General features: G+C 50.6%; 25 protein-coding genes and 1 other RNA gene. 1 reads left to right on the forward strand and 25 read right to left on the reverse strand.

Features of this window, described 5'->3' with window-relative positions; all coding sequences use genetic code 11:
* The first annotated feature begins 180 nt into the window (after positions 1–180).
* Positions 181–2,049, forward strand: a complete 1,869-nt coding sequence (locus tag ACZYR9_RS03185; protein ID WP_488976990.1) for a S8 family peptidase — start codon at positions 181–183, stop codon at positions 2,047–2,049.
* Positions 2,050–2,124: 75 nt separating this feature from the next.
* On the opposite strand, the gene rnpB is transcribed toward ACZYR9_RS03185, so the two are convergent.
* From rnpB to ACZYR9_RS03310, 25 genes are all read right to left on the reverse strand, one after another.
* Positions 2,125–2,533, reverse strand: an RNA gene (gene rnpB, locus ACZYR9_RS03190) — RNase P RNA component class A.
* Positions 2,534–2,605: 72 nt separating this feature from the next.
* Positions 2,606–3,721, reverse strand: coding sequence for a Nif3-like dinuclear metal center hexameric protein (locus tag ACZYR9_RS03195; protein WP_488976991.1), 1,116 nt, complete (start codon positions 3,719–3,721; stop codon positions 2,606–2,608).
* The gene (locus tag ACZYR9_RS03200; protein WP_488976992.1) at positions 3,697–4,461 is read right to left on the reverse strand and encodes a tRNA (adenine(22)-N(1))-methyltransferase; all 765 of its coding nucleotides are present in this window, start codon (positions 4,459–4,461) and stop codon (positions 3,697–3,699) included. Before ACZYR9_RS03200 ends, ACZYR9_RS03195 begins: the two co-directional genes overlap by 25 nt.
* Positions 4,462–5,295: a hypothetical protein gene (locus tag ACZYR9_RS03205; RefSeq protein WP_488976993.1), complete on the reverse strand. Its 834-nt coding sequence runs from the start codon at positions 5,293–5,295 to the stop codon at positions 4,462–4,464.
* 117 nt (positions 5,296–5,412) lie between these two features.
* Entirely contained in the window at positions 5,413–6,531 is a 1,119-nt protein-coding gene (rpoD, locus tag ACZYR9_RS03210; protein WP_488977140.1) for an RNA polymerase sigma factor RpoD, read from the reverse strand.
* Between the two features lie 50 nt (positions 6,532–6,581).
* Entirely contained in the window at positions 6,582–8,417 is a 1,836-nt protein-coding gene (gene dnaG / locus ACZYR9_RS03215; protein ID WP_488976994.1) for a DNA primase, read from the reverse strand.
* Positions 8,418–8,457: 40 nt separating this feature from the next.
* The gene (locus ACZYR9_RS03220; RefSeq protein WP_488976995.1) at positions 8,458–8,919 is read right to left on the reverse strand and encodes a YaiI/YqxD family protein; all 462 of its coding nucleotides are present in this window, start codon (positions 8,917–8,919) and stop codon (positions 8,458–8,460) included.
* A 103-nt stretch (positions 8,920–9,022) separates the two neighbouring features.
* On the reverse strand, positions 9,023–9,835 hold the full coding sequence (locus tag ACZYR9_RS03225) for a pyruvate, water dikinase regulatory protein (protein WP_488977141.1): 813 nt from the start codon (positions 9,833–9,835) through the stop codon (positions 9,023–9,025).
* A gap of 237 nt (positions 9,836–10,072) precedes the next feature.
* The gene (gene recO / locus ACZYR9_RS03230) at positions 10,073–10,819 is read right to left on the reverse strand and encodes a DNA repair protein RecO (protein ID WP_488976996.1); all 747 of its coding nucleotides are present in this window, start codon (positions 10,817–10,819) and stop codon (positions 10,073–10,075) included.
* A gap of 50 nt (positions 10,820–10,869) precedes the next feature.
* On the reverse strand, positions 10,870–11,016 hold the full coding sequence (locus tag ACZYR9_RS03235) for a YqzL family protein (protein ID WP_488976997.1): 147 nt from the start codon (positions 11,014–11,016) through the stop codon (positions 10,870–10,872).
* Positions 11,017–11,160: 144 nt separating this feature from the next.
* Positions 11,161–12,078 (reverse strand): GTPase Era, encoded by a 918-nt coding sequence (gene era / locus ACZYR9_RS03240; protein WP_488976998.1) that lies wholly within the window; start codon positions 12,076–12,078, stop codon positions 11,161–11,163.
* Complete coding sequence (locus ACZYR9_RS03245) at positions 12,078–12,494, reverse strand: cytidine deaminase (RefSeq protein WP_488976999.1); 417 nt, start codon at positions 12,492–12,494, stop codon at positions 12,078–12,080. The genes era and ACZYR9_RS03245 overlap by 1 nt, the downstream gene beginning before the upstream one ends.
* Before the next feature lie 34 nt (positions 12,495–12,528).
* A complete protein-coding gene (locus ACZYR9_RS03250) occupies positions 12,529–13,230 on the reverse strand; it encodes a diacylglycerol kinase family protein (RefSeq protein ID WP_488977000.1) in 702 nt (233 codons plus the stop codon).
* On the reverse strand, positions 13,227–13,760 hold the full coding sequence (gene ybeY / locus ACZYR9_RS03255) for an rRNA maturation RNase YbeY (protein WP_488977001.1): 534 nt from the start codon (positions 13,758–13,760) through the stop codon (positions 13,227–13,229). The genes ACZYR9_RS03250 and ybeY overlap by 4 nt, the downstream gene beginning before the upstream one ends.
* Positions 13,757–16,021 (reverse strand): HD family phosphohydrolase, encoded by a 2,265-nt coding sequence (locus ACZYR9_RS03260; protein ID WP_488977002.1) that lies wholly within the window; start codon positions 16,019–16,021, stop codon positions 13,757–13,759. The genes ybeY and ACZYR9_RS03260 overlap by 4 nt, the downstream gene beginning before the upstream one ends.
* Before the next feature lie 20 nt (positions 16,022–16,041).
* On the reverse strand, positions 16,042–17,004 hold the full coding sequence (locus ACZYR9_RS03265) for a PhoH family protein (RefSeq protein WP_488977003.1): 963 nt from the start codon (positions 17,002–17,004) through the stop codon (positions 16,042–16,044).
* Between the two features lie 64 nt (positions 17,005–17,068).
* Positions 17,069–18,250, reverse strand: coding sequence for a sporulation protein YqfD (gene yqfD / locus ACZYR9_RS03270; RefSeq protein ID WP_488977004.1), 1,182 nt, complete (start codon positions 18,248–18,250; stop codon positions 17,069–17,071).
* Positions 18,251–18,272: 22 nt separating this feature from the next.
* The gene (gene yqfC, locus ACZYR9_RS03275) at positions 18,273–18,551 is read right to left on the reverse strand and encodes a sporulation protein YqfC (protein ID WP_488977005.1); all 279 of its coding nucleotides are present in this window, start codon (positions 18,549–18,551) and stop codon (positions 18,273–18,275) included.
* Between the two features lie 188 nt (positions 18,552–18,739).
* Positions 18,740–19,222, reverse strand: coding sequence for a hypothetical protein (locus tag ACZYR9_RS03280; RefSeq protein ID WP_488977006.1), 483 nt, complete (start codon positions 19,220–19,222; stop codon positions 18,740–18,742).
* Positions 19,223–19,253: 31 nt separating this feature from the next.
* Complete coding sequence (gene floA / locus ACZYR9_RS03285) at positions 19,254–20,246, reverse strand: flotillin-like protein FloA (RefSeq protein WP_488977007.1); 993 nt, start codon at positions 20,244–20,246, stop codon at positions 19,254–19,256.
* 30 nt (positions 20,247–20,276) lie between these two features.
* A complete protein-coding gene (locus ACZYR9_RS03290) occupies positions 20,277–21,671 on the reverse strand; it encodes an NfeD family protein (RefSeq protein WP_488977008.1) in 1,395 nt (464 codons plus the stop codon).
* A 125-nt stretch (positions 21,672–21,796) separates the two neighbouring features.
* Positions 21,797–22,240: a GatB/YqeY domain-containing protein gene (locus ACZYR9_RS03295; RefSeq protein ID WP_488977009.1), complete on the reverse strand. Its 444-nt coding sequence runs from the start codon at positions 22,238–22,240 to the stop codon at positions 21,797–21,799.
* A 12-nt stretch (positions 22,241–22,252) separates the two neighbouring features.
* Complete coding sequence (gene rpsU, locus ACZYR9_RS03300) at positions 22,253–22,426, reverse strand: 30S ribosomal protein S21 (protein WP_010491812.1); 174 nt, start codon at positions 22,424–22,426, stop codon at positions 22,253–22,255.
* Positions 22,427–22,556: 130 nt separating this feature from the next.
* The gene (locus ACZYR9_RS03305) at positions 22,557–22,901 is read right to left on the reverse strand and encodes a histidine triad nucleotide-binding protein (RefSeq protein WP_488977010.1); all 345 of its coding nucleotides are present in this window, start codon (positions 22,899–22,901) and stop codon (positions 22,557–22,559) included.
* Positions 22,902–23,020: 119 nt separating this feature from the next.
* Complete coding sequence (locus ACZYR9_RS03310) at positions 23,021–24,157, reverse strand: methyl-accepting chemotaxis protein (protein ID WP_488977011.1); 1,137 nt, start codon at positions 24,155–24,157, stop codon at positions 23,021–23,023.
* Between the last annotated feature and the right edge of the window lie 132 nt (positions 24,158–24,289).

Below are 24,289 nucleotides of genomic sequence, written 5' to 3' on the forward strand. Positions count from 1 at the left end.
CACTATAAATGACCCTTACTTCATCCTACCATAAATCTCGTATAAAAGTAACACGAAAAAACGTCTAAAATTACAATTCCGTCCATTTCCAGCATGCCGGCGCTCTTGGATAACATTGCTATTATGGCAAATTGACCTTCACGGGAAGGATAACAGCAAACATTTAGGAGGCAGCAGACTATGTGGAAATATGTGATGTCCGTCCTGCTTGTAGTTGCCGGCGTAGCGCTGATCTTCCCCCGGGGAGAGCAACCGCCCGCACCTGAAACGGTAACTCCCGCAGCCGAGCTACAAATGAAACACACGATGCTAAATGAGGATCTCGCCAGAACAGATGAACTCTGCCGCAATGAGTGCAGCATGGTGCTTCACCGTACTGTACAGGAGCTGAGTGCAAAGGAGCCTGGCCAAGCCAATGAAACCTTGAAAAGGGTGCAAACCGAGCATCCGCACATGCAGCTGCTTGCTTGGACAAAAGCTCAGCAGCCGCTGTCGCAGGGCGTGACATCGGGCGGATTAACAGACTCCGTTCGTCCGGCAGTGGAGCCTTTCCTTGCTGAAGCCAAGCAGCTGGTCGATGCAGGTAAAGCTTATCAGTCCAAGCCCATCTATGCCGACGGAAGCACCTACTTTGTTCTCGGTGTTCCTTCCAATGACGGATCGGCCGGCCTTGTAGGCGCGGTACGTCAACAGATTTTACAGCAGGTGGCCGATCATCAGCTTAAAAACCTGCGGATCGTCACATATCCGGGAGAAGGCCGTTACAAAATTGAATCTGTTGATGCCAATTCGCTCCAGGACGTCCGGGTCGACCATCCTGAAGACAATGAGGGCACCAGCCATTACCATGTCAATCAGGTCGTTGTTAAATTCAAGAAGGAACCGGCAGAAAGCGATCTTGCGCGAATCCGCAAAGAGATCGGAAGCGATCAATTCCACAAGCTGGGTTATACGTACGTCTTTGAATCCGGCAATATGGAAGCCAAACAAATGATGGACTATTTTAAGCAGTGGAACGTTGAATATGCCGAGCCGCACTTTCTTTATTTAACCAACGAAACGGCACCCGATACTACGGAAACCCGCGCGGACGTATTCACGCCTAACGATTCGCTTTACCGGCGCTATCAATGGAATCTGCCGCAAATTGATACGGAAGCCGGCTGGAACATCACCAGAGGCTCCCAAGACATTACTGTAGCCGTCGTGGATACAGGTGTCGATATCAATCATCCGGATCTCAGCAATCAATTGGTCAGCGGATATAACGTAGTTAATCCGGATTCCAAGCCGATGGACGATGTAGGTCACGGCACCCATGTCGCCGGAGTCGTTGGAGCATCGGTCAACAACCATCTGGGTGTTGCCGGAATGAGCTGGTATAACCGGATTATGCCGGTCAAAGTGCTCGATAAATCCGGTGCCGGAAGCACTTATGCCGTTGCGCAGGGCATTATTTGGGCAACGGATCACGGAGCAAAGGTCATCAATATGAGCCTTGGCAATTACGCCGATTCCCAATTTCTTCACGATGCAATCAAGTATGCTTTTGACCGCGACGTCGTATTAATCGCTGCGAGCGGTAACGATAATACGGAGCGCCCCGGCTATCCTGCCGCATACCCCGAAGTATTCGCGGTCGCTGCAGTGGACGCCCAGAAATCGAAAGCACCGTTCTCCAATTACGGGGATTATATCGATGTAGCCGCACCCGGCGTAAGCATTGCCAGCACTTATCCGCAAGGCCAATATGCGGCGCTTTCCGGCACTTCCATGGCCAGCCCGCATGTGACTGCTCTGGCGGCGTTAATTCGATCCGCTAACCCTAATCTGAAGAATACCGAGGTTATGCAGCTGATGAGGGACACGGCTGCGGATCTCGGAACTCCCGGCAAGGACAAGTATTTCGGCTACGGCCTAATCGACGTGATAGCCGCGCTGCAGGCCGCCGTACCCAGCAGCTCCGCCGGGCAAGCGGCAGCAAACGCCCCAGCAGATACGACTCTAACCCATTGGCCGGAATGGCTGAGGCGGCTATTGAGCAGATAACTATGCCAAAAAGCGAAGAACCGCCCTTGAGGCGGTTCTTCGCACGTATCCAAAGCTCTATTGCGTGAATGGCTGAAAGAAAGTTTGCCGTAAGCCGGGTTCTGTACTTCCGGTGGTCATAACGGGGGCCACCCTGCCACCATTGAAGCGACAATCATCTATCTAGGCCAGACATTGCTGCCTGGCTCAAGCGACCAACCCGAACGCGTCTCGGGCAAAGACTGTCCCTTGCGGGACCTGCGTTCCTCTAGGTCTTGCTCCAAATGGGGTTTACCAGGAGCGATGTCACCATAACTCCTCGTGGTCTCTTACACCACGGTTCCACCCTTACCTGTGCACGCGGTTGCCCGCTGCCATCGGCGGTCCGTTTCTGTGGCACTAGCCTTCAGCTCGCGCTGACTGGACGTTATCCAGCATCCCGCCCTGTGGAGCCCGGACTTTCCTCTCGCGGCATAAAGCCGCCAGCGATTGTCTGTCAAACTTTCTTTTGCAATAGGTGCATGAGATAGTATACAGGGAATCTCACAAAAAAACAACTGCCGGATTCTAGCAGCATCTACACAAAACGGAATGGTTCCGTATGAATTTGCGAAGCAGCTACCTCAGTCGCCCATTTCCTTTCAGCCAGTTTGCGCTGCAAATATTCCGCCACGCCCAGCTTCATGATTTTCTCCACATTGTGACCCGGATCAATCAAGGCCATACCGGCTGCCAATGCATCATGAGCCGTATGGTAATCGATATCGCCGGTAATCAGAACATCCGCGCCGGCCAACATCGCGTGCTTGACATAGCGGCTGCCCGATCCGCCAAGCACAGCGGCTTTACGGATCACACGATCCGGATCTCCGACCACACGCAGCATCGGAACATCAAAAGCCTTCTTCACTTGCTCGCACAGCTCGTTTAGCGTCACCGGCTTCGGCAGCTTGCCTGCCCGTCCCAGACCGAATGTGCGTGTCTTCAGATCTAGAGAATACAAATCGTAAGCCACTTCCTCGTAGGGATGCGCCTTGAGCATAGCTTGCACGACCTTACGCTCCGCGCTTTGCGGCACGATTGTTTCCACACGAACCTCTTTAACTTCCTCAAGCTTTCCTGGCTTGCCAATGAACGGATCGGTACCCTCATCCGGCTTAAAGGTGCCCGTCCCCTCCATATTGAAGCTGCAATGACTGTATTTGCCTATCCCTCCGGCCCCTGCATCGAACATTGCCTGTCTGACCATCTCCGCATAATCTACCGGCACGAATACAACCAGCTTTTTCAGCTTATCCGTATGTACCTCGTCCAGCGGCTCCGTCACAGTCATCCCGATCGCTTCTGCCATCATATCGTTAATACCGCCTTCGGCCACATCCAAATTCGTATGCGCGATGTAAACGGCAATATCGTGCTTGATCAGCTTCTCAAACAGCCGGCCTGCAGGAGTATCCGTCCGAATATGCGGCAGAGGACGATAAATAATGGCATGATGAGCGATGATCAAGTCCGCTCCTTCCCGAATCGCCTCGTCTGCCACTTCTTCGGTAACATCCAGGGTAACAAGCACTTTGCGGATGTCCTTGTGCAGCGTACCGATTTGCAATCCGATCTTGTCACCCTCTACGGCATATGATTTCGGAGCCAGCTCCTCCATCAGTCCAATCACTGCTTGTCCTTTGGCGTACATCGTTCAATCACCTCCTTGATCTGCTGCATCTCCCTATTGATCTCCGCTTCCTTCGTGCGTGATGCTTCCAATTCGGAATGCGACAGCCGCTCGCGAATGCGGTTAAGCTTATCCAGCTCACTAAGCCACTTATCGATCCAGACCTGAGAGGCCTCCTTCAGTAAGAAAGGACCCATCTGCAGCATGAGCTGCCGATCTGCTATCAACCCGCTCGGCAGTGTACGGGATTCATATAATTCATCATTGCTGTACGGAGCCAAAGCTTTAGGAACGGCGGTTAACATTTCATAGGTTTTGCCTTCCTCTTCCATGATTCTCTCTCCTATCAGCACCCATTCATGGTCCAAAAGCCACTGCCTGACGTTGGATTCCCCCACATTAGGCTGCAATACCAAACGGCGTACACCGGTTAGCTTGCCTATCCCCGCTTCCAGTATGGAAGCGATTAATGTGCCGCCCATACCGGCGATCGTAACAACGTCCACTTCTCCCGGTGAGATCACCTGCAGTCCATCACCAAGCCTAACATCGATGATGCCGTCCAATCCGGCAGACCGGACCTGTTTCAAGGCCGCATCGAACGGACCCGCATTAACCTCTCCTGCTACACCACGGAGGATGATCCCCCGTTCTGCCAAAAAGGTCGGCAGCAGCGCGTGGTCGGAGCCAATATCGGCCAGCCGGCTGCCTGCAGGAACCTCCTGCGCAATCATTTCCAGTCGTTTTGACAATCGAATCATTTATACAACCCACTCAGTCCATTTTTTTCTCCAAGCAAACAGCAGCGCCGCCTCCACCGCCAACTTGCCTAAGAGCAGCCACTGCACGGTTAAAGAACCGTATTTCTCAGCATAAAGCATAGCATATAATTCAGGCATATACCAAACGATCAGGCTTAATAGAAAGAAAACCAGCCCGACTTGCCTGTTCTTTTCATGAATAATCCAAGACATCCAACAAAAAAGAATGGCCAGCGGCAGCCAGCTTAGCTGCAGCGTAATCCATGACAGCGTCTCCAGCTGGTAGTGCAGCAGCCAGCCATAGCAGAATACCAAGCTAACCCATCCGCACAGCTGAAACAGCGCCAATCTTGCCAGCAGACCGGTCACGATCCAAACCACGCTGCACAAAGCTACGTAAGCAACCACCGGTACCGAAGCCGCAACCCCATGCAGCCTCAGCAAATAAACACCGATAAACAGAAGAAATAAAGAGGCCATTCCAATCAAAATTTGTGCAGCCATCGGTTCTTTCTTTAGCTTGGAGCTTCCCCATCCGTAGAACCCGGCCAAGAAGATAATGGAAATTCCTATTTGCATTGGTAATTCAAAAGCGTTAAAATTAAGAGCAGTAAAAGATAAAGCCATGATGAGCAGCAATCCCAGCATCCAGATTTTCCAGCTACTGTTTCTAATCTTGTTTGGGGTGACACCAAATACACCGACCTGATCATTCTGATCTTGCTGTATATCATATATATTCAACAAAAAATCACAGTAATGCTCAGGCAGCAGCTTGCTGCGCCGCCAGTGCTCAATCTCTTGAACAATGATTTCTTTCTTTTTATCATCCATAGGCTATGTCTCCCTTGAGCCCTGCTTTTTTTCCATAATTGAATATCGGCGGCAGGATGGCAAAAAATTAGACCTTTCTGTGCATCTATGCGCAGAAAGGTCCAGAGAGACACCATATTATTCAAGAAAGTCTTTCAAACGTTTGCTTCGGCTAGGATGACGAAGCTTACGCAGCGCTTTAGCTTCAATCTGACGAATCCGTTCCCGTGTAACACCGAATACTTTACCGACTTCCTCCAGTGTGCGCGTGCGGCCATCGTCCAGACCGAAACGCAAGCGAAGTACGTTCTCCTCACGCTCCGTCAAGGTGTCTAGCACATCCTCGAGTTGTTCCTTAAGCAGTTCGTAAGCCGCGGCATCCGCAGGCGCAAGCGCTTCTTGATCCTCGATAAAATCCCCCAAATGCGAATCGTCCTCTTCACCTATCGGGGTTTCAAGAGATACCGGCTCTTGAGCGATTTTCATGATCTCCCGCACTTTATCTGTGCTTAAATCCATCTCTTTGGCGATTTCTTCCGGTGTTGGTTCACGACCAAGCTCCTGCAGCAGCTGACGGGATACCCGGATCAGCTTATTGATCGTTTCCACCATATGTACCGGAATCCGGATGGTTCTGGCCTGGTCGGCAATAGCCCGGGTAATCGCCTGACGAATCCACCAAGTTGCGTACGTGCTGAACTTGTAGCCTTTCGTGTGATCGAATTTCTCTACCGCTTTAATCAAGCCCATATTGCCTTCTTGAATCAAATCCAAAAACAGCATTCCGCGACCTACATAGCGCTTCGCGATGCTTACCACAAGCCTAAGGTTTGCTTCCGCCAAGCGGCGTTTGGCTTCCTCGTCTCCACGCTCGATGCGCTTAGCTAAATCAACCTCATCCTCGGCGGAAAGCAGCGGAACCCTGCCGATTTCCTTTAAATACATTCGAACCGGATCGTTGATCTTGATGCCTGGAGGCAGCGACAAGTCGTCATCAAAATGAAACTCGTCGTGTTCATGCTCCATCGGACTCATGTCGTGGTCTTCATCTGCTTCATTGCCGACATCGATGCCCATCTCTTGAAGCTGCTCGAAAAACTCGTCAATTTGCTCCGGATCCTGGTCAAATGGAGCGAGCTTTTCCATGATTTCTTTGTACGTGATTACGGAACGCTTCTTGCCATGTTCAATCAGCTGTTCCTTTACTTGTTCCAACGTCAGCTCTGTCTCTATTTCCGTACGTTGATCGTTCGCCATCATACAACTCCCTCCTCCCTAGAGTTCAAACTTACGCCGCTTGCCCGGTTTCAGGATGATTTCAACTGCTTTTCTAGGGAAATAATCTCACTGCCCAGCTGCAGTGCTCTAGGGATATCCCCTGAACGTTCTGCTTGTTTCACTTCTTCTTTCTTTCGCTTCAATGATTGCAAAAGCGGATACTTCTTAATTTCCCGGATGTAATCGTCAATAACGGCATCATTGATCCCGTTGCGGTTGTCTATTAAGGTCAGGGAAGTGGCCAAGCTCTCCAGCTTTTCATCCTGCAGCATGCCTAAGAATGCGCCGACATTCGGCTCATGGCCCTGGGCATAGTAGGAATACAAGTATGCGGCTAACGCCGCATGAGCATCCACATTAAAGCCGTCTCCCAATTGACGCTCAACTTGACCGGATATATCCCGGTCCAGCATCATGACGGCAAGCAGCTGTCGCTCTGCGAATTGATACGCAGGCACCATAGAAGGTGTTTCTATCCGAGGCTTCCCGTTATTCATAACATTATTCCACGGATTGTCTTTATTATCCCCGGATCTTTCGTTTTTTTCTGCTTGCAGGCGGATTTCATTCAAATTCTGCTGCAATGCTTCCAAAGAATACCGAAATTCGGACGAAAGCTCTTTGAGATAATGTTCCCTTTCAATAGGCGATGATAATCCCGCAATCAATTTGACCGCTTGCTTGATGTACCGGAGCTTTTCTCCATCCTCTTGCAGTTTATAATTTTTGCGAAAGTAAAGAAGTTTATATTTGATCGACGGTACGGCGGTTTCGATAACTTCCCGTACGAATCGTTCAGAACCGTATTTTGCGATATACTCATCGGGATCGAGCGCGTCGGGCAGCATGCTGATCTTAACCTGGCAGCCTGCGTTCTCGAGTAAAGGTATGCTTTTGTAAGCGGCGGTTTGACCCGCTTGATCTCCATCATATGCTACCGTTACCCGTTCGGAGATCCTGCGAATCGCAGCGGCTTGCTCCGAAGTCAGGGCTGTACCCATCGTGGCCACACCGTTTTTTATGCCCGCATCCCATGCCCGAATCACATCCATATAACCCTCGAACAGCACAATCTCCTGCGTTTTGCGAGCCTGTGGTCTCGCCAAGTGAAGATTGTAGAGCGTTCGGCTTTTGTGGAACAGCATCGATTCAGGACTGTTTAAATATTTGGGCTGCGCATCGCCCATGGTTCTCCCGCCAAATGCGATGACCTGTCCCTTCCAATCAAAAATCGGAAACATGATGCGGTCGCGAAACTTATCCACATATCCGCTTCCGTCTTGTTTGGCCGAAAGCAGCCCGCCCTGCTCCATAAGCGGTAGTGAGAATTGCTTCTTTCCCAAGAGGTTGGTTAGCGTATCCCACCTTGTTGGCGCGTAGCCAAGCCCGAATGTTTCGATCAGCTTGTCGTTCATTCCGCGATCCCGCAAATAGTCTTTGGCCGCTCTCCCTTGCTCCGTGTTATGAAGGATATACTGATACAGCTTGGCAGCAAGCTCATAGCCTTCCAGCAGCTTGGAACGTTCCAGTTGCTCCTTCGTTTCTTCCTGAGCCGTTTGCAAATGCTCACCTAGATCAAGCTTCGCTTCATCCGCCAGCTTGCGAACCGCCTCGCCAAAGGACAAGCCTTCCACCTCGGAAAGAAAACGAATGGCATTGCCCCCAGCCTTGCAGCCGAAGCAGTGATAAGTTTGTCTTGCCGGCGTCACGGTGAAGGACGGTGTTTTCTCTGAATGAAAAGGACAGAGACCCTTGAGGTAATGTCCCTGCTTTGTCAAGTGAACGTGCCGGCCAACAACTTCAACAATATCATGGGCTTTAAGGACCGATTCAATGACATGCTCGGGAATGCGTCCGTTACTCATCTAACCACCTTCATTCAAATTAACACGTAATTACTATTCGCTACACTCCGGCATTTTCCTGCATGCGAGACAAAACTTTTGTCAAAGTTTGTAGAAATACTTCACGGTCATCATTCGTAAAGGCCCTAGGGCCCTTGGAATGCTTACCTCCTCGCCGCAGCTTTGCTTGTTCATGCCTTCGCTCAAGCAAAAACCCTATGGTTCGGTCACTATACATTTGTCCGCGATTCGACATGGCCGTCGCTTTTTTGCCCAATCCCAGCGTGGCGAGACCGAAATCCTGAGTAATCAATACATCTCCTGCCGAGATCCGGTTGGCGATATATAAATCAACAGATTGATCGGAACGGTCCACCTGTACAATCTCTACGCCTTGCGCCGGCTGAAGCCGGTGATCAAAGGAAGCGACCATCAGCACGTCTACGCCAAATTTGGCGGCGGTTTGAATGATTTCCGGCTTTACCGGGCACGCATCGGCATCGACAACTATTTTATACGTCATTACGCTCCCACCGGTTTGCAACCCGGATTTGTGACTGAAGTACTATCGTTAATATTATATACGATGAATTTGCAAAAAATCCTGCTTTAACCTCCAAAGAGGTTTACCTGGAACGGTACATATCAATGATAACGCTAGCCGTCTCTTCTACAGCCTTGTTCGATACGTCGATCACGGCGCAGCCGATACGCTTCATAATTTTATCGGCATACTCAAGCTCTCTATGAATACGTTCCGTATTGGCGTAAGTAGCGCTATCCGGAAGCCCCAACGTTTTGAGTCTCTCGGTGCGAATCACATTCAGCTTATCCGGGCTGATGCGCAGTCCGACAATTTTGCGGCTGGAGACCGTAAACAGCTGCTCCGGCGGCTGAATTTCCGGCACAAGCGGAACATTGGCCACCTTGAACATTTTGTGGGCCAAATACATCGATAACGGCGTCTTCGAAGTCCTGGATACACCCACCAATACGATATCTGCTTGAAGCACTCCGCTAAAATCACGCCCGTCATCATACTTAACCGCAAATTCGATAGCCTCAACCTTTTTAAAATAATCTTCATCCAGCCTATGAAGCATACCCGGCGTATGACTCGCCTCTTGCTTTAAGGATTGCTCGAGCGTACGGATGATCGGACCGAGAAGATCGATATGAGGAATCCGGTAAAGCTCCGCCTGATTGATTAAATAATCTCGTAATTCCGGGATGACCAATGTGAACAAAATGATTCCGTTACGTTCCACCACCGTCCGAATCAGCCGGTCTACATCCGACATGTCCTGCAGAAACGGAACCCGCCTGATCTCCACCTGCTGCGGATGAAATTGCACCGCCGCTGCTCGGACAACAGCTTCTCCCGTTTCCCCTGCCGAATCCGAAGCAACGAATATTACCGATTTGCCGGCTTCCCCCATGAGACCCCGCCTTTCCGTTCTGTTTCTTCCATTCATGAAAGCGGCTTTTAAATCTTCTATACTACTACGAGCCACTACCAAAAAATGTTTCATTCGCTTCCTCTCACAAAAAAATCCCGCTGCCAAAGCCTGGATCTAGGCTTCGTCACGAGAGGCATCAACATGGGTGTATCATAGTATAATATCATCATGATTAAAAAATGTCAATTTCACGCAATTTCTTAAAATTCTTTCAAACTATATCCCATATTTATCCATCTGATCCAAAAAATCGCGCGACTTCAGCCTAACACCCGCATGCGTATCAAAGTAAGCCCTCATGATTTGCTTCAATATTTGCTTGGATTGCGGCTTAACATCAATTTGCCCCAGACGTCTGGCATCCAGCCGGATAAACAGCCGAAGCAGCTTGTATACCCCCGGTGTCAAACGATAGGCTTCGGGATCGCGCAGCCTGCATCGTTCACACAGCACGCCGCCCATGCCGATGCTGATGGCGGATGGCTCCGATGTGTCCCTGCAGACCACGCAATGCTCTAGCTCGGGGGTGTACCCGGCATGCATCAGCATTTTCATTTCATAAAGATGACCGACAATCTGCAAATCTTTGTCCTCCTGAATCGCCTGGAGGCTAGCTTTCAGCTGATCGAACAAATAAGGCTGCCCTTCCTGATCTCCCATCATCTTGTCTGTGAGCTCTGCAAGGTAGGAGGCATGGGCGGCCTTGTGCAAATCTTCCCTTATTTTATGAAAGGCTTCAATAATTTCCGCATGATTCAAAGTGCCCAGCTGTCCTGATTTAAAGAACAAGAAATCTCCATAGGTAAAAAGCTGGGCGGATGAGCCGTACCTGCTTTTTACCTTTTTGGCGCCGCGAGCGACTACACTTATCTTTCCCTGTTCACGCGTAAACATGGTGATGATTTTGTTGCCTTCCCCGTAATCCATGCTGCGGATTACAATTCCCTGCACTCTGTACTGCACCGACAGCCTCTCCCCGCGTATCCAACCGGTTGCCGAAATCATTCTATGATTTACTGCATCGATTCCGGAGCTTCAGCCGCAGACTCCTCCTCCGGCAATTCCGGCACCTCTCCGGTTTGAATCTGAGATTCCTTATAAAGCAGGTAAGCATCCACATCTCCAGTGATTGAAAAATACTTCCACGAAAAATCTCTCATGGTACATCCTCCCCTTGGTAACGCGATTACAATACCTGTTGCTAGGATTAGGATGATTCGATTCGAACAGAAGTATGCTCAACAAAAACTGGTATGGAAGCTTTACGTTCAATGCTGCAAAATTTCTTCGACGCAAGCCATCGGCTATTCGTGGCGGAATCCGAGATCCCGCAGCACCCGATCCTGATTGCGCCAATCCTTCTTCACCTTTACCCAAAGCTCAAGAAAGGTTTTGGAGCCCAGCAGCGCTTCGATGTCTGCGCGTGCTTTCCGCCCCACTTCTTTTAGCAGAGCGCCCTTTTTGCCGATAATAATTCCTTTTTGCGAATCCCGCTCGACGTAAATGACGGCTGAAATATGCACGACGCCATTATCTTCCACCCGCATATCTTCTATGGAAACGGCAATGGAATGCGGAATCTCTTCCCGCGTCAAATGTAATATTTTTTCCCGGATCAGCTCCGCGCAAACAAACTGCTCCGGATGGTCCGTCACTTGATCCGCAGGATAGTACTGCGGTCCTTCCGGCAAATACTTGATCACTTGATCGAGCAGTGTGTTCACATTGCTTCCATGCATGGCGGATATCGGCACGATTTCGGCAAAGGAATACAAGTCCTTGTACGTGGTAATGACCGGCAGCAGGGCTTCAGGGTGGACTTGATCAATCTTGTTCATGACCAGCACCACCGGCGTCTTTACTTTTTTCAGCTGCTCGATAATGTAACGATCTCCACCTCCGAGACCTTCCACTACATCAATCAGAAACAAAATGGCGTCCACTTCGCTAAGGGCGCTTTCCGCGGCCTTCATCATATAGTCCCCAAGCTTGGACTGCGATTTGTGGATACCCGGCGTATCCAAAAAGACGATCTGGGCTTCATCGGTCGTATAAACTCCGTGAATTTTGTTCCGGGTTGTCTGCGGTTTATCGGACATAATTGCGATTTTTTGGCCGATGACCTGGTTCATAAGCGTGGATTTGCCGACATTCGGCCGGCCAATGATGGCGACAAAGCCGGATTTAAACTTCGATTGCTTTTCTTTATCGGAATAAGACATCAGTCAAAGGTTCCTCCATCCAAATCATGTGATGTAAATGCGCCCGGGAGCAATGCTCTAACCGTCGTTACACTGACGTCCCCGCGCAAATTGGCAAGGTACACCGGCATATCCGGACGGCACAGCTCCACGAGCACTTGGCGGCATATGCCGCAGGGAGCGATCGGCTGCTGCGTATCGCCGATGACAGCCATAGCCTGGAAAGTGCCTGGCAGTTCCCCGTCCGCAATGGCGCGAAACAAAGCCGTACGCTCGGCGCAGTTCGTCGGTCCGTAGGCTGCGTTCTCCACGTTGCATCCGAGATGCACCCTCCCTTTGGAATCCAGCAGCGCACTGCCGACCTTAAATTGGGAATAGGGAGTATAGGCTTTTTTTCGTGCTTCTTTAGCTTGAGCGATCAATTCTGTTTTATCCATGCGAAGCGCCCCTTTCCCGGCAGGCAACAGTAATTTATATAGAGATCAGGTAAAAAGCCAATACTGTAATAAAGCTTCCGAGCAGTGCGCCGAGAATTAGCGAGCCAAAGCTGCGCTTCCGTTTGTCGTACAGAGCCAGCAAAAGCACGCCGGCTAATAAAAATCCGAGCAGTACCGCTAAAGTATCCTGCACTCGTACGGCAATCAAGCTGGCGATAGAAAAAGCGAGCGCCGTCAGGAGGCTCGGCCTGACCCAGACTCCTTTATCGGAGAATCGGGTCTGCACTGCGATTACCGTAAGGGCTACGAGCGTGAGCAGAATCCAAACGCTGGCTGCCGTCAAGACGGGCCCTTCTCCCGCCCGAGCCGTTTGAAATAACCGGTCAAACGGCTCGAAGAACACAATCATGCCCGTAATAGCGGCAAAAGCTGCAGTCACCAATACGGAGGCTGCAGCTACATCTTTGGCGATTTTGGCTAAGGGATGAAGCTCCGGCATCGCCAAATCGACTGTTTTTTCCACGGCGGTGTTGATGAGCTCCGTCATGAACATAAGCGTCACGGCCAACAGAATGAACAAGATGTCGGTCTTGGAAAGCTCAAGGAACAGAGCCAGCACAAGAGCGGCAAGGCCCGCAAAAAAATGGAACTTCATATTCCGTTGAGTTGCCAGAGCATACTTGACGCCTTCGTAGGCATAACGAAAGCTCCGCTGCCACTTGACCGGCTGCTTCACCGCGTGAGACCCGCCTGCTGCAAAATCTGCTCCTGCTTGCCGAACATGACACGCTCTTCTTCCTCGTCCTGATGGTCGTAGCCGATCAAATGAAGGAAGCCATGCACGAACAAAAAGCCGAGCTCCCGTTCAATGGAATGTCCATAATCGTCAGCTTGTTCGATGGCCCGAGGCACCGAGATGATGATATCGCCAAGAGGCTCTTCAAACCCCTCCTCTTCGTCATCGGGATCCATGCTGTCCGGCAGAGCATCCTCCGCCGCGTCTTCCTCTTCATAGATGATTTCCAACTCATCGTCACCCATTTCCTGCATGGAGAACGACAGAACATCCGTCGGTTTATCCAGGCCGCGGTACTGCTTGTTCAGCTCCTGTATGGCGGCGTCGTCCGTAAACGTCAGCGCCACTTCCCCGTCGGCCACCTGTTCCAAGTCGCCTGCCAAACGAAGCAGCTCTTCCAGCCTTTCGATCAGGGCAGGGGTAATTTCAAATTGCTCTTGTTCATTATTCCATGAAAGCGTAAGGCTCATGGCTTCACCTCATCCGTCTTATCCTTATTCTTGCTTGCCGAATCCGCCTTTTGCGACGGTATTTCGGTAGGGTATTCAATTCTTGAATGGAAGATGCCCAGCAAAGCTTCGTTCAGTGTTCTGGCAATCTGATCCAGCTCTTTGATCGTCAAATCGCATTCGTTGAATTGCCCGTCATCCAGCCGGCTTTTAATAATTTTTCGAACCATCGTATCAATCTGCTCCACGGTCGGATTACGCAAAGACCGGACAGCCGCTTCCACACAGTCGGCGATGCCGACAATCGCCGTTTCCTTCGTTTGCGCATTTGGACCGGGATACCGGTACTCGAATTCCTCCGGCGGCTTTTCGCCTTTCTCTTCCGCCTGCTTCTTCGCCTTATGATAAAAATATTGCAGCAGCGTCGTACCATGATGCTGCTCGGCAATATCACGAATCGGTTTGGGAATGTTATATTCCTTCAGCATTTCGACACCATCGCGGGCATGCGCTATGATAATCGACTTACTGAGAGCCGGGTCGATTTTGTCATGAGGATTTTCAATGTTCGTCTGATTCTCGATAAAATAGCTTGGACGCTTGGTCTTACCGATGTCATGATAATATGCGCCTACCCGGCAGAGCAATCCATCCGCTCCGATCGCCTCAGCCGCGGCCTCAGACAGGTTGCCGACCATAACGCTGTGGTGATAGGTTCCCGGTGTTTCCGTAAGCAGCTTTCGCAGCAGCGGATGATTCGGATTCGAGAGCTCCACAAGCTTCAGCGGAGATAGGATACCGAATGCCATTTCCAAGAACGGAAGCAAGCCGATGACGAGTACCGCAGTCAGCAAGCCCCCTCCCGCCACAAAAGAAACGGCAAACAGCGCGTCTCTTTGCGTGGTATTATCATTCAGCATCAGAAGCGATGACACAAGCACAAGACCGAATACCGAGACCATGAAGCCTGCCCTCAGGATCGAGGAGCGCCGGCTGGCTCTCTGAATGGAGAAAATCGCGGCAAAGGAACAGGTCAGCGTCAGCAAGCCATAGTTGAAATCGAACGGAAACAGCTGATCGGAGTTGAACACCACACTCGCGATGACGCTAAAGAGAACCGACGCAATAAAAGCCAGCTGCGCATTAAGCAAAATCGTGATTAAGATAGCTCCCATCGCGGTCGGCGCCAAATAACCGATGAAAGGAAAATCAAGGCTTTGGGCCAAGGAGAACACTTTCATCAATCCCGCCGTAATCATCATAATCATGATTAACATCAGCAGTTGAACATTATTATGACTAACCGGGAGCGTGCTCTGGCGGACAAACATGAAAAGGACGAAACAGCATAAAATAACAAATAATAAAAGCCCTACACTCGGCCACGAGCTGGTATCATCCTTAAGCAATTCAAGCTCGGCAAGACGATTATACAATTCCTCCGTGATTTTTTCACCCTTGGCTACCAGCACGTCATTTTTGTTAATATATATTTCTTTTACGTTATCTCGAGCGTGAGATTTGGCTTCTTCCGTCCCCTTTTGGTCGTAAAACTTATTGGGCGTCAATGCCGCACGAACCAGCTCCTGCACCAGCTCGCGCGTCACGCTTTTCGTTAAAGTTGAAGCATTCACCAGCTCCGGCACCTTTACCCGGACCGCCTGCGCATCCAGGATCTGGTCGTTCATCAGCTTGCCGACGATCTCTTTGGCTACAGGCTCCATGTCAGTCAAGTCCTCAACGGACAGCCTTGGAATCTTATAGAACGCCTCTTCCGGTATCCGGTACTGCTGTTCGCGAAATCTCTTGTTCATCTCCGTCAACAGCTGATCGCCGTATTGTCCGCTGTTCATATACGTCATGAGCTGGCGGTCGAGATGGTCTTGGATTAAGGTTGGAATGACCGTCTTATAAATGCTGACTTTATCCGTTTGGGACACATTCGAATCACTGTTAATCTGCTGCAGCTTCTCAAAAATCGATTCTACGGCAAGCTCGTTTTTGAGCGGCACGATCGTATAAACCGGCTGCACGCGCTGTGCGGCTTCTTCCCTGGCTTGATCGGTGGCTGCATTATTCTTGATCGCTCTCGTTGCGAGAATATCTTTCTCAGCGGTGGAATTTAATGTAATATCATAGGTTTGCGGCACAACTTGATGGTACATCGTAAAGAAAAATACAAGCGCAAGCATAACAAACAGAAGAAAGCGCACAATGGCGCTATGTCTCCAACCGGTAAGTCCATATTGAAATTTGCCTGAAATGGAAACGAGGTTTTTCACGATGAAAGGTCAGCCCTTTCTCAGCCTTCTTTATCCTCATTATAGGCTACGATGATTTTTTGCACTAATGAGTGTCTGACGACGTCCTGTTCATCAAATGAGATAAAGCCGATTTCTTCAATCAACCGCAAAATTCGCTGCGCTTCCACAAGCCCGGATGATTTGCCCCGAGGCAAATCGATTTGGGTGACATCTCCAGTGATCACCATCTTCGAGCCAAAGCCCAGACGGGTTAAAAACATCTTCATCTGTTCCGGGGTCGTGTTTTGCGCTTCATCCAATATGATAAACGAATCATCCAGCGTTCTTCCACGCATATAAGCCAGCGGAGCGATCTCGATCAATCCGCGCTCCAACGTTTTAGCCACCTGCTCAGGACCCAAGACATCATTAAGAGCATCATACAATGGCCGCAAATAAGGGTCAACCTTTTCCTGAAGATCCCCCGGTAAAAAACCAAGGCTCTCCCCCGCTTCCACCGCAGGCCGGGTAAGGACAATCCGTTTGACCCTGCCCTCCTTGAGCGCCGCAACCGCCAGGACGACGGCAATATACGTTTTCCCCGTTCCAGCCGGGCCAATACCGAAGACAATATCCTTCTTCTTGATCTCATCGACGTACTGTTTTTGGCCGATGGTCTTCACACGAATCGGTTTCCCTTTGTGTGTAACAGCAATTTCGCCCTTAAACAGTTCCAGCAGCTGGTCTGCCTTCATCTCTTTGGCAAGTTCCAACGCGTAATTTACATCACGTTCTGTCAGCGTATATTGATTGCGTATCAGCGTAAGCAGCACGGTAAACAAATGCTCCAAACGAGCCGTTATCTCGGCTGAGCCTTGAATCACGATTTCTTCTTCACGCGTTAAGATCCGAGCCGGCATTTCCTTTTCGATCAGGTGTAAAAATTTGTCTTGGGGCCCGAACAAGGCGAGTCCCTCAGCCGTATTTTTGAGTGCCACTTTCACGGTAGCTTGGTCAGTCAACAGGTTTAATCTCTCCTCCGGGTTTTCGGAACAATAAAACTCCGAAAACGTCTGCGTCTAAACGTTATGGTACGATCGGCTGTTCAACAGCAATCGATTCTTCCACTTCAAAAAGTATTTCCATATAAACTTTACCATTCTCCGTCTTTTCATGCAAAATTTTTTCGGATATAATACGAGATTCTTTGCCCGCTGCGGCTAAAATTTGCTCTCTGGCCCGCTCAAGCGCGATAGCCGCCGCTTCCTTCGGATCGACCTGCCGCTCCTCCAGGCTCACTTCCATGATTTTCTCGCGCAGCCATCCGATAGGAAGCGTATAATTTCTCCAAGCCAGCATTTTTCGCTCGGGCAGCGTTTCTTGCTGTTCGAACGGGATTTTGCCGTAACCGCTCATTTGCACTCCGCGGCTGCCGATTACAAGGAAGGAACGAATTTTAGTTTCCCCCGTGTACACTTTATACTGCCAGACAAGCGGCACCTCAACAGCAGGCTTATACCATACCAGCCCCTTCACCTCACCTTGGGCAACTACCGTTTGCTGGTGAGTCTCATCCCCTATAATCCCCGAGATTAAAATATCGCCTTTGCGAACATAAGCATTGGGCTTCACGACGGGCTTGCCTTTTTCTGCGAAGATGTCAGTGATCATCGCGTTTTTGGACGCCACCAAGTGACGCGGGCTGAGGAGCGGCGGAGTCTTTGGAATCGTCGCTTCAACCACCTTGATGATCACATGCGTGCCTTGAACCTCCACACCGATCCAAGCGGTGCCGGGCAGCCGGCTCAGCAGCGATCTGGAAAGCGCCTCCGGCTCTTTCAGCCTGCTTTTCCACTGCAGCTTATGGATTCCTTCCTGCTCAGCCGCCAGCAAAATCTGTTCGGTCCGGATCGTCTCGTTGCCTTCCACACGAACTTGCCACACGACGGATGAAAGCAGATAGATCCCGATGAAAAAGCCCAGCAGCCCTAAAACAAAAAACTTGCGCTTCCCCAGCTTGTCCAGCCAAAAGGGCAGCCCATGTCTTTCCTTGATTCGGATCCGGGAGCCTGTCTCTTTCAAGAGCGGCCTAAGCCTGAAGAAGTCAGGAACGGTAACGAACATCTTGGCCTGATGCTCATCCGAATAACGAATGTCCCAGACGGACACTCCCATGACCGTCATGCGATTAATCAGCTCTTCCAGCTGCCGGCCTCTCACTTCGATCATAACATAACCGCGCAGGTGATGGATAAACGATGATTTCACAATCGACTTCCCCTTTCCAAGGCTACGGAATGTATTTGATATCTCGAATGACCCCTTCAATAAACACTTCCTCCGACAAGATCGCTCGTATGACTAGCTGAGAGCCGTATACCTCAATCCGGCCTTTCGTCAAAGCCAGCGTAAGCAGATCGCTTGAGAAATGCAGAACCCCCCGGTGATTCTCAATGTACAGCTGCATGTTTCCGATCATCGTCATGCGGGGCAAGTCCATCACTACGTCCTGAGGCAGGTCGAGCAGTTTGGCGGTCCATTGATTGAATCTGCGTGTCAATCTGCGCATACGTTACCTCCTCCGCAAGCTGCCCTTTAGGCTGCAAAAGCCAGAACACGGGCTATTTACACCATATGCCTGGGAATTGAAAATATGCCCTTAACCCGGTTTATCACCCTTTGGACAGCATCAGCCGCCAAAAATAAAAAAGCGCCTTATCAATGATCCACAGATCAATGATAAGGCGCATCATGATTTCACCGCCGATAAGGACGTTTGGCCCGAGGCGGGCCCAGAATCTCCGCCCACAGCACGCCCCGTGCTAAATCGTCAGGCGTCGGCTGGAATGAGGACGTTGCCGGACGATTACTTTGGACAGCAGGCCTCTGAAGAGCCGATGCCGGCGTTTGCAGTGTTTGCGGAATAGCTCTGGACCTTTGTGCCGGAATGGGCGCGGACACCTCGCGGTTCTCCTGAGAAACGACCGCTTTAGGCTCGGCAGGCGAAACCGCTTTGGGCTCCTGCCGCTCCTGCTGTCGTTTAGGCCATCCGGATCCTGGACCGTCTCCGCCAAACGGAGGCATACCTCCGCGGACCGGCCTGGCAGGCCGAGGCCGGCTCTGCTGATCCGGCTGCTGTTCGGTCCCGCCGCGTCTAGTTTTCATGAACGTGCTTATGCCAATATAAATAATCACCAGAATGAACCAGTTGTTGAGAATCAATTCTATAATATTCACCATTCATCCCGCCTTTCCAAACGGAAGACGTTTGTCATGCGTCTCCATTATTCTTATCCGGGTTGTTCATCCGCCCAAGACCCGCACGCATCTGGGTATCGGCTTCAATGTTCTTCAGGTTCATATAGTCCATCACGCCAATTTTGCCTTCGCGAAGGGCATCGGCCATCGCTTGAGGGACCTGGGATTCCGCCTCGACCACCTTCGCCTTCATCTCAACGACGCGCGCGTTCATCTCCTGTTCAAGAGCAACGGCCATAGCCCGACGCTCTTCCGCTTTGGCTTGTGCGATCTGCTTATCCGCTTCCGCCTGCTCCGTCTGCAGTTGGGCGCCAATGTTTTTACCCACGTCCACATCGGCAATATCGATGGATAAAATCTCAAAAGCCGTACCGGCGTCCAATCCCTTGCCCAAAACCGTGCGCGAGATCAGATCCGGATTTTCCAACACGTCCTTGTGCGAACTGCTGGAACCGACGGTGGTAACAATTCCCTCGCCGACACGGGCGATAATGGTCTCTTCCCCCGCTCCCCCGACAAGCCGGTCAATGTTGGCCCGAACCGTTACTCTTGCAATAACCTTCACTTCAATACCGTCTTTAGCTACGGCGGAAACCGTAGGCGTTTCAATCACACGCGGATTGACGCTCATCTGTACCGCTTGCAGTACGTCCCTGCCCGCCAGATCAATAGCGGCTGCACGCGCAAATTCCAGATGAATATTGGCGCGATGCGCCGCAATAAGAGCATTCACCACCCGGTCCACGTTGCCGCCCGCCAAGAAATGGCTCTCCAGCTGATTAATCGTTAAATCCAACCCGGCTTTGGTCGCTTTAATCATCGGGTTGACGATCCGGCTCGGAATAACGCGGCGCAGGCGCATGGCCACGAGCGTAATGATGCCGATCCGCACGCCGGAGGCCAAAGCTGAAATCCACAACATGACCGGCACGAAGGTGAATAACACCGAAAGTGCGATGATCGCTACCGCGGCAAGCAATAAGAACGTAATTAAAGAAGCATCCATACAAAACACCATCCTATTCCAATTTTTGCTCTACGTTTCTTTCCATTCTTTAACAACAATACGCGAACCGTCGACCTGAACGACCGTCACAGCACTTCCGGCCGCGATAAATTCGCCTGACGTAACCACATCTACACGCTCCTCGCCGAAGACCGCCGTTCCGGCAGGCCTCAGCGGCGTAAGCGCATGACCGGCTTGGCCCATCAATTCCTTGCGGGAGGATGCGGACACGTATCCTTGCTCCGTTGTCAGCTTCTCGCTCAAAATAAACCGGTGCCAAACGCCCCGATGCCTGAAAATTCGGATCACAATGGCCACAATCACAGCCGCGGCAACAAATGCTATCCCGAGGCTCCACACCGCCATTTGCTTATTGTAGGCGGACAGAACCACTCCGCTGAACAAGCAGAGCGCTCCTAGGATGCCCAGTATGCCGAAGCTTGAGACGAAAATTTCCAGAAAAAGCAACACAATGCCGCCAACAAAGAGCGCGATATGCTCCACTCCCGCAAAGCCCGCGATATAATGGCCGAAGAAATACAAGCCGAAGCCCGTCACACCCAGAATGCCCGGAAGACCAAAGCCCGGTACGAAAATCTCGATCGCTACCCCGGCAATGCCGATCAGCAGCAGCAAAGTCGCCACCCACGGTTCAGTTACAAAGCGAGCGAGTCTTTCGGCCACGCTAAGCTCCATCGTAATCAGCGGATGGTTCTCTCCGCCGATAAACTTGACGACGTCATCCAGACTAGCTGCTACCGTTTCCGCATATCCCACCTTCAGCGCTTCCTCAGAAGTTAAAGTCACGATTTCACCCTTCGGCACGGTTCTGCCGATTTCGGTCATCGTTACGCCAACGTTCTTATCCACCATTGCTTCCGCAATTTGCGAGTTGCGTCCGCGCATTTCGGCTGCGCCTTTCATCAGTCCGGACCAGGTGGATATGACCTTTGCATTCTCAATCTCGTTACCCGTGATATCGACAACCGCCGCCGCTCCGATCGAACTGCCCGGTTCCATCGCAATTTGTTCAGCGTTTAACGCGATATAACTGCCGGCCGAGATCGCCTTGCCGCGTACAAAAGCGATAGTCGGAATCGGACTGTTCTTGATCAGCTGGCCAATCTCCTGTGCCGAGTCAACCCGTCCTCCGAACGTATTGACATCGAGAATGATATGAAGCGCGTTCATCTCTTCCGCTTCACGAAACGCCCGTTCCAGGAAATTGTACAGCCCGGTCTCCACCGTATGATGTACCGGAATGACGACAACCGGTGCCGCAAGAGGTTTCGACTCCGCACGCGCGGTTTTAACGTCCGGCAAGCCCATAACCAAAGCCGATATCATCAGCGTCAACGCCAGCAGCATCAAGGCGATATATCTTTGCCAAAAACGACTTTCCGATTTACCGGCTCGAACCCGCATGGCTAAACCTCCTTTTCTGTCATTGTCGGACTATGAAAGGTAATACGCTTTAGAGTCGGTTTTGATTCATAAAATCTCTGGAAATGAAGAAAAACACCCCAATAACGGAGTGTTTCTCGTTGTTGTTAAGACAATAACTGTTGAACAAACTGATTGACAAGCTTGCCGTCAGCCAGCCCTTTAACCTTCGGCATCAATGCGCCCATGACTTTACCCATATCCGCTTTTGAAGAAGCTCCCACTTCCTGGATGGTCTGCTGTACAATGGCTTTTACTTCTTCTTCGGACAACTGCTGCGGCATGTACTCCATCAGTACGGCAATCTCGGCCTTCAGGTTTTCTGCCAAATCATCACGACCGGCCTTTTCAAATTCTTGGAGGGAATCTTTGCGCTGTTTGATCTCACGATTCAGGACGTCAAGCACTTCTTGGTCATCTAAGGTTTTACGCTGATCTATCTCGATATTCTTGATAGCTGCACGAACCATACGGATTACGGAGAGTTTAAACTTATCTTGACTCTTCATCGCAAGCTTCATGTCATTGTTTAATCTCTCGCTTAAGCTCATCGATTAAGCCTCCTAGAACTTTCTCTTACGAGCAGCCTCTGACTTCTTTTTACGCTTTACGCTTGGCTTCTCATAATGCTTGCGTTTTTTAACCTCCGCCAAAACGCCGTCTTTAGCGATAGAACGCTTAAAGCGGCGAAGTGCAGCATCTATAGTTTCGTTCTTGCGAACTCGAGTTTCTGACACCAGTTTTCCCTCCCTCCGAACAGACCGTCCAAGACAACAAAAGACATTCGTCAAACTTCATTATAGGCGAAAACAAAACTGGGTGTCAACCTATCAAAACAATCGTTTGAACAAATCATCGGCACCCGGATTATCCTGCGTTCAGCGCGCCGAGTTTTTCACCGCCAAGCAGGTGATAATGGATATGAAAAACAACTTGACCGCTGTCCGGTCCGCAGTTGTTGATCAACCGGTAACCCGTTTCGGCAACCCCTTGCTCCTTGGCGATTTGCTGAGCCGCGGCATGAATTTCACCGAGCAAATACCAGTCTCCCGACTCCACATCATTCATAGAAGGGATGTGCTTCTTGGGAATGATCAAGATATGTACAGGGGCGGCAGGCTGAATATCGTGAAAGGCGATAACATGTTCATTCTCAAACACTTTTTTTGACGGAATGGCGCCCTCGACGATTTTACAAAAAATACAGTCCATGGATGTCCACCTCTTTTCGTCCCATGAGTGATCTTACTTGTATATCATATCGAATCGGCCTTCAAAAATCCAATAGAAAACAAGCCGAAGCAACCAAGTCTCTCCGGCCCGCGTTTCCCTTAAAGCTCCATCCATTCCACGACCAAATCCACCGCTTGCTTAAACCGTTCGCGGCCGTGTTCGACAAGAGCCTGCTTAGCCTTCTCAAACTCACCCTCGAGCATCCATTGCGCGTTTTGGTCTTTTATTATTGAAAACTGCCTCCAGCAAGCCTTCAGCGCCTCGAAACAAGCATGATCCCGATCCGTCCGCAGCCCGTTCTCCAGTATCGCGAAGCATTCCTCAAGCTTGCGTTCCTCCGCCAGCTTCCGAGCATGCCAGCTGCGGATGGTTTGCGGGTCCGTACAGTGAATCATCGATACCATAATGGCGCGAATACCGAGCGCGCAATCAAGCCAGATGTCCGTTTCCTCCTGCAATGGATGCCGCGCCTTCCGCGGCGGAAGCTTAAACTGCGACACAACCGAACGGAGGGTCATACTATTGTGCGCCGCATCGTTGATATAACCGTTCATTTGAACAACACTCTGCTGTTGAACCACGGCAGACGCCAGCACCTCTTGACTTCCCGCAGACACCTGCTCGATCATAGCCGGGGTTTCATTTACGGAGTCCATAACGGCCGCATTCCCACGGGCTATGGACTGAATTTTGCCATCCATGTCCTGCATGGCGCTCATCAGATTTTGCAGGAGCACTTCCATTTTTTCATACCGCGTAACCGCCGTGTGCATCGCAACCTGTCCCTGCTCTACTGCCCGTTTCATTTCTTCCATTTGATCGGTTACCCGCTTTGCATGGCCAGTAACCTGCAGGATTTGCTCACTGATATGGAAGGTCGATTCTTTCGTCTGAACGGCCAGCTTGGAGATTTCACCGGCTACAACGGCAATGCCGTTACCTTGTTCTTCCGCTCTTGCCGCTTCAATATTGGCATTAAGAGCAAGCAACTGCGTTTGTCCGGAGATGTCCTCAATCACTTTGGTGATTTGCGTAATGAGAGACACGGCTTGTTCGAGCTGACTCATCTCCTTCGACAAATCATCGCTTTTCGCGGAGATGTGCCGGTCGTTGTCCATGGCCGCCAGCATTTCCTTTTTTCCGGATGCGAGGTCAGAGAAAAAGGATTGAGAGGACCTGACAACTCGCCCGCTCTCATCCCGCAGGTCCTCCAAGTGAAGATGAATCCCGCTCATCTCCTCCGCAATGTCCTGTGTTTTTTATATCCTTCCTCATAAACAATAAAATAGACTCAAAGTCTAATTTGATTATAGACCAGGAGTCTAATTTCATTTATAATGGACTCAGCCCGTTTCGAGGTGGGGATT

The sequence above is a fragment of the Paenibacillus sp. F024 genome (genome assembly GCF_057814255.1).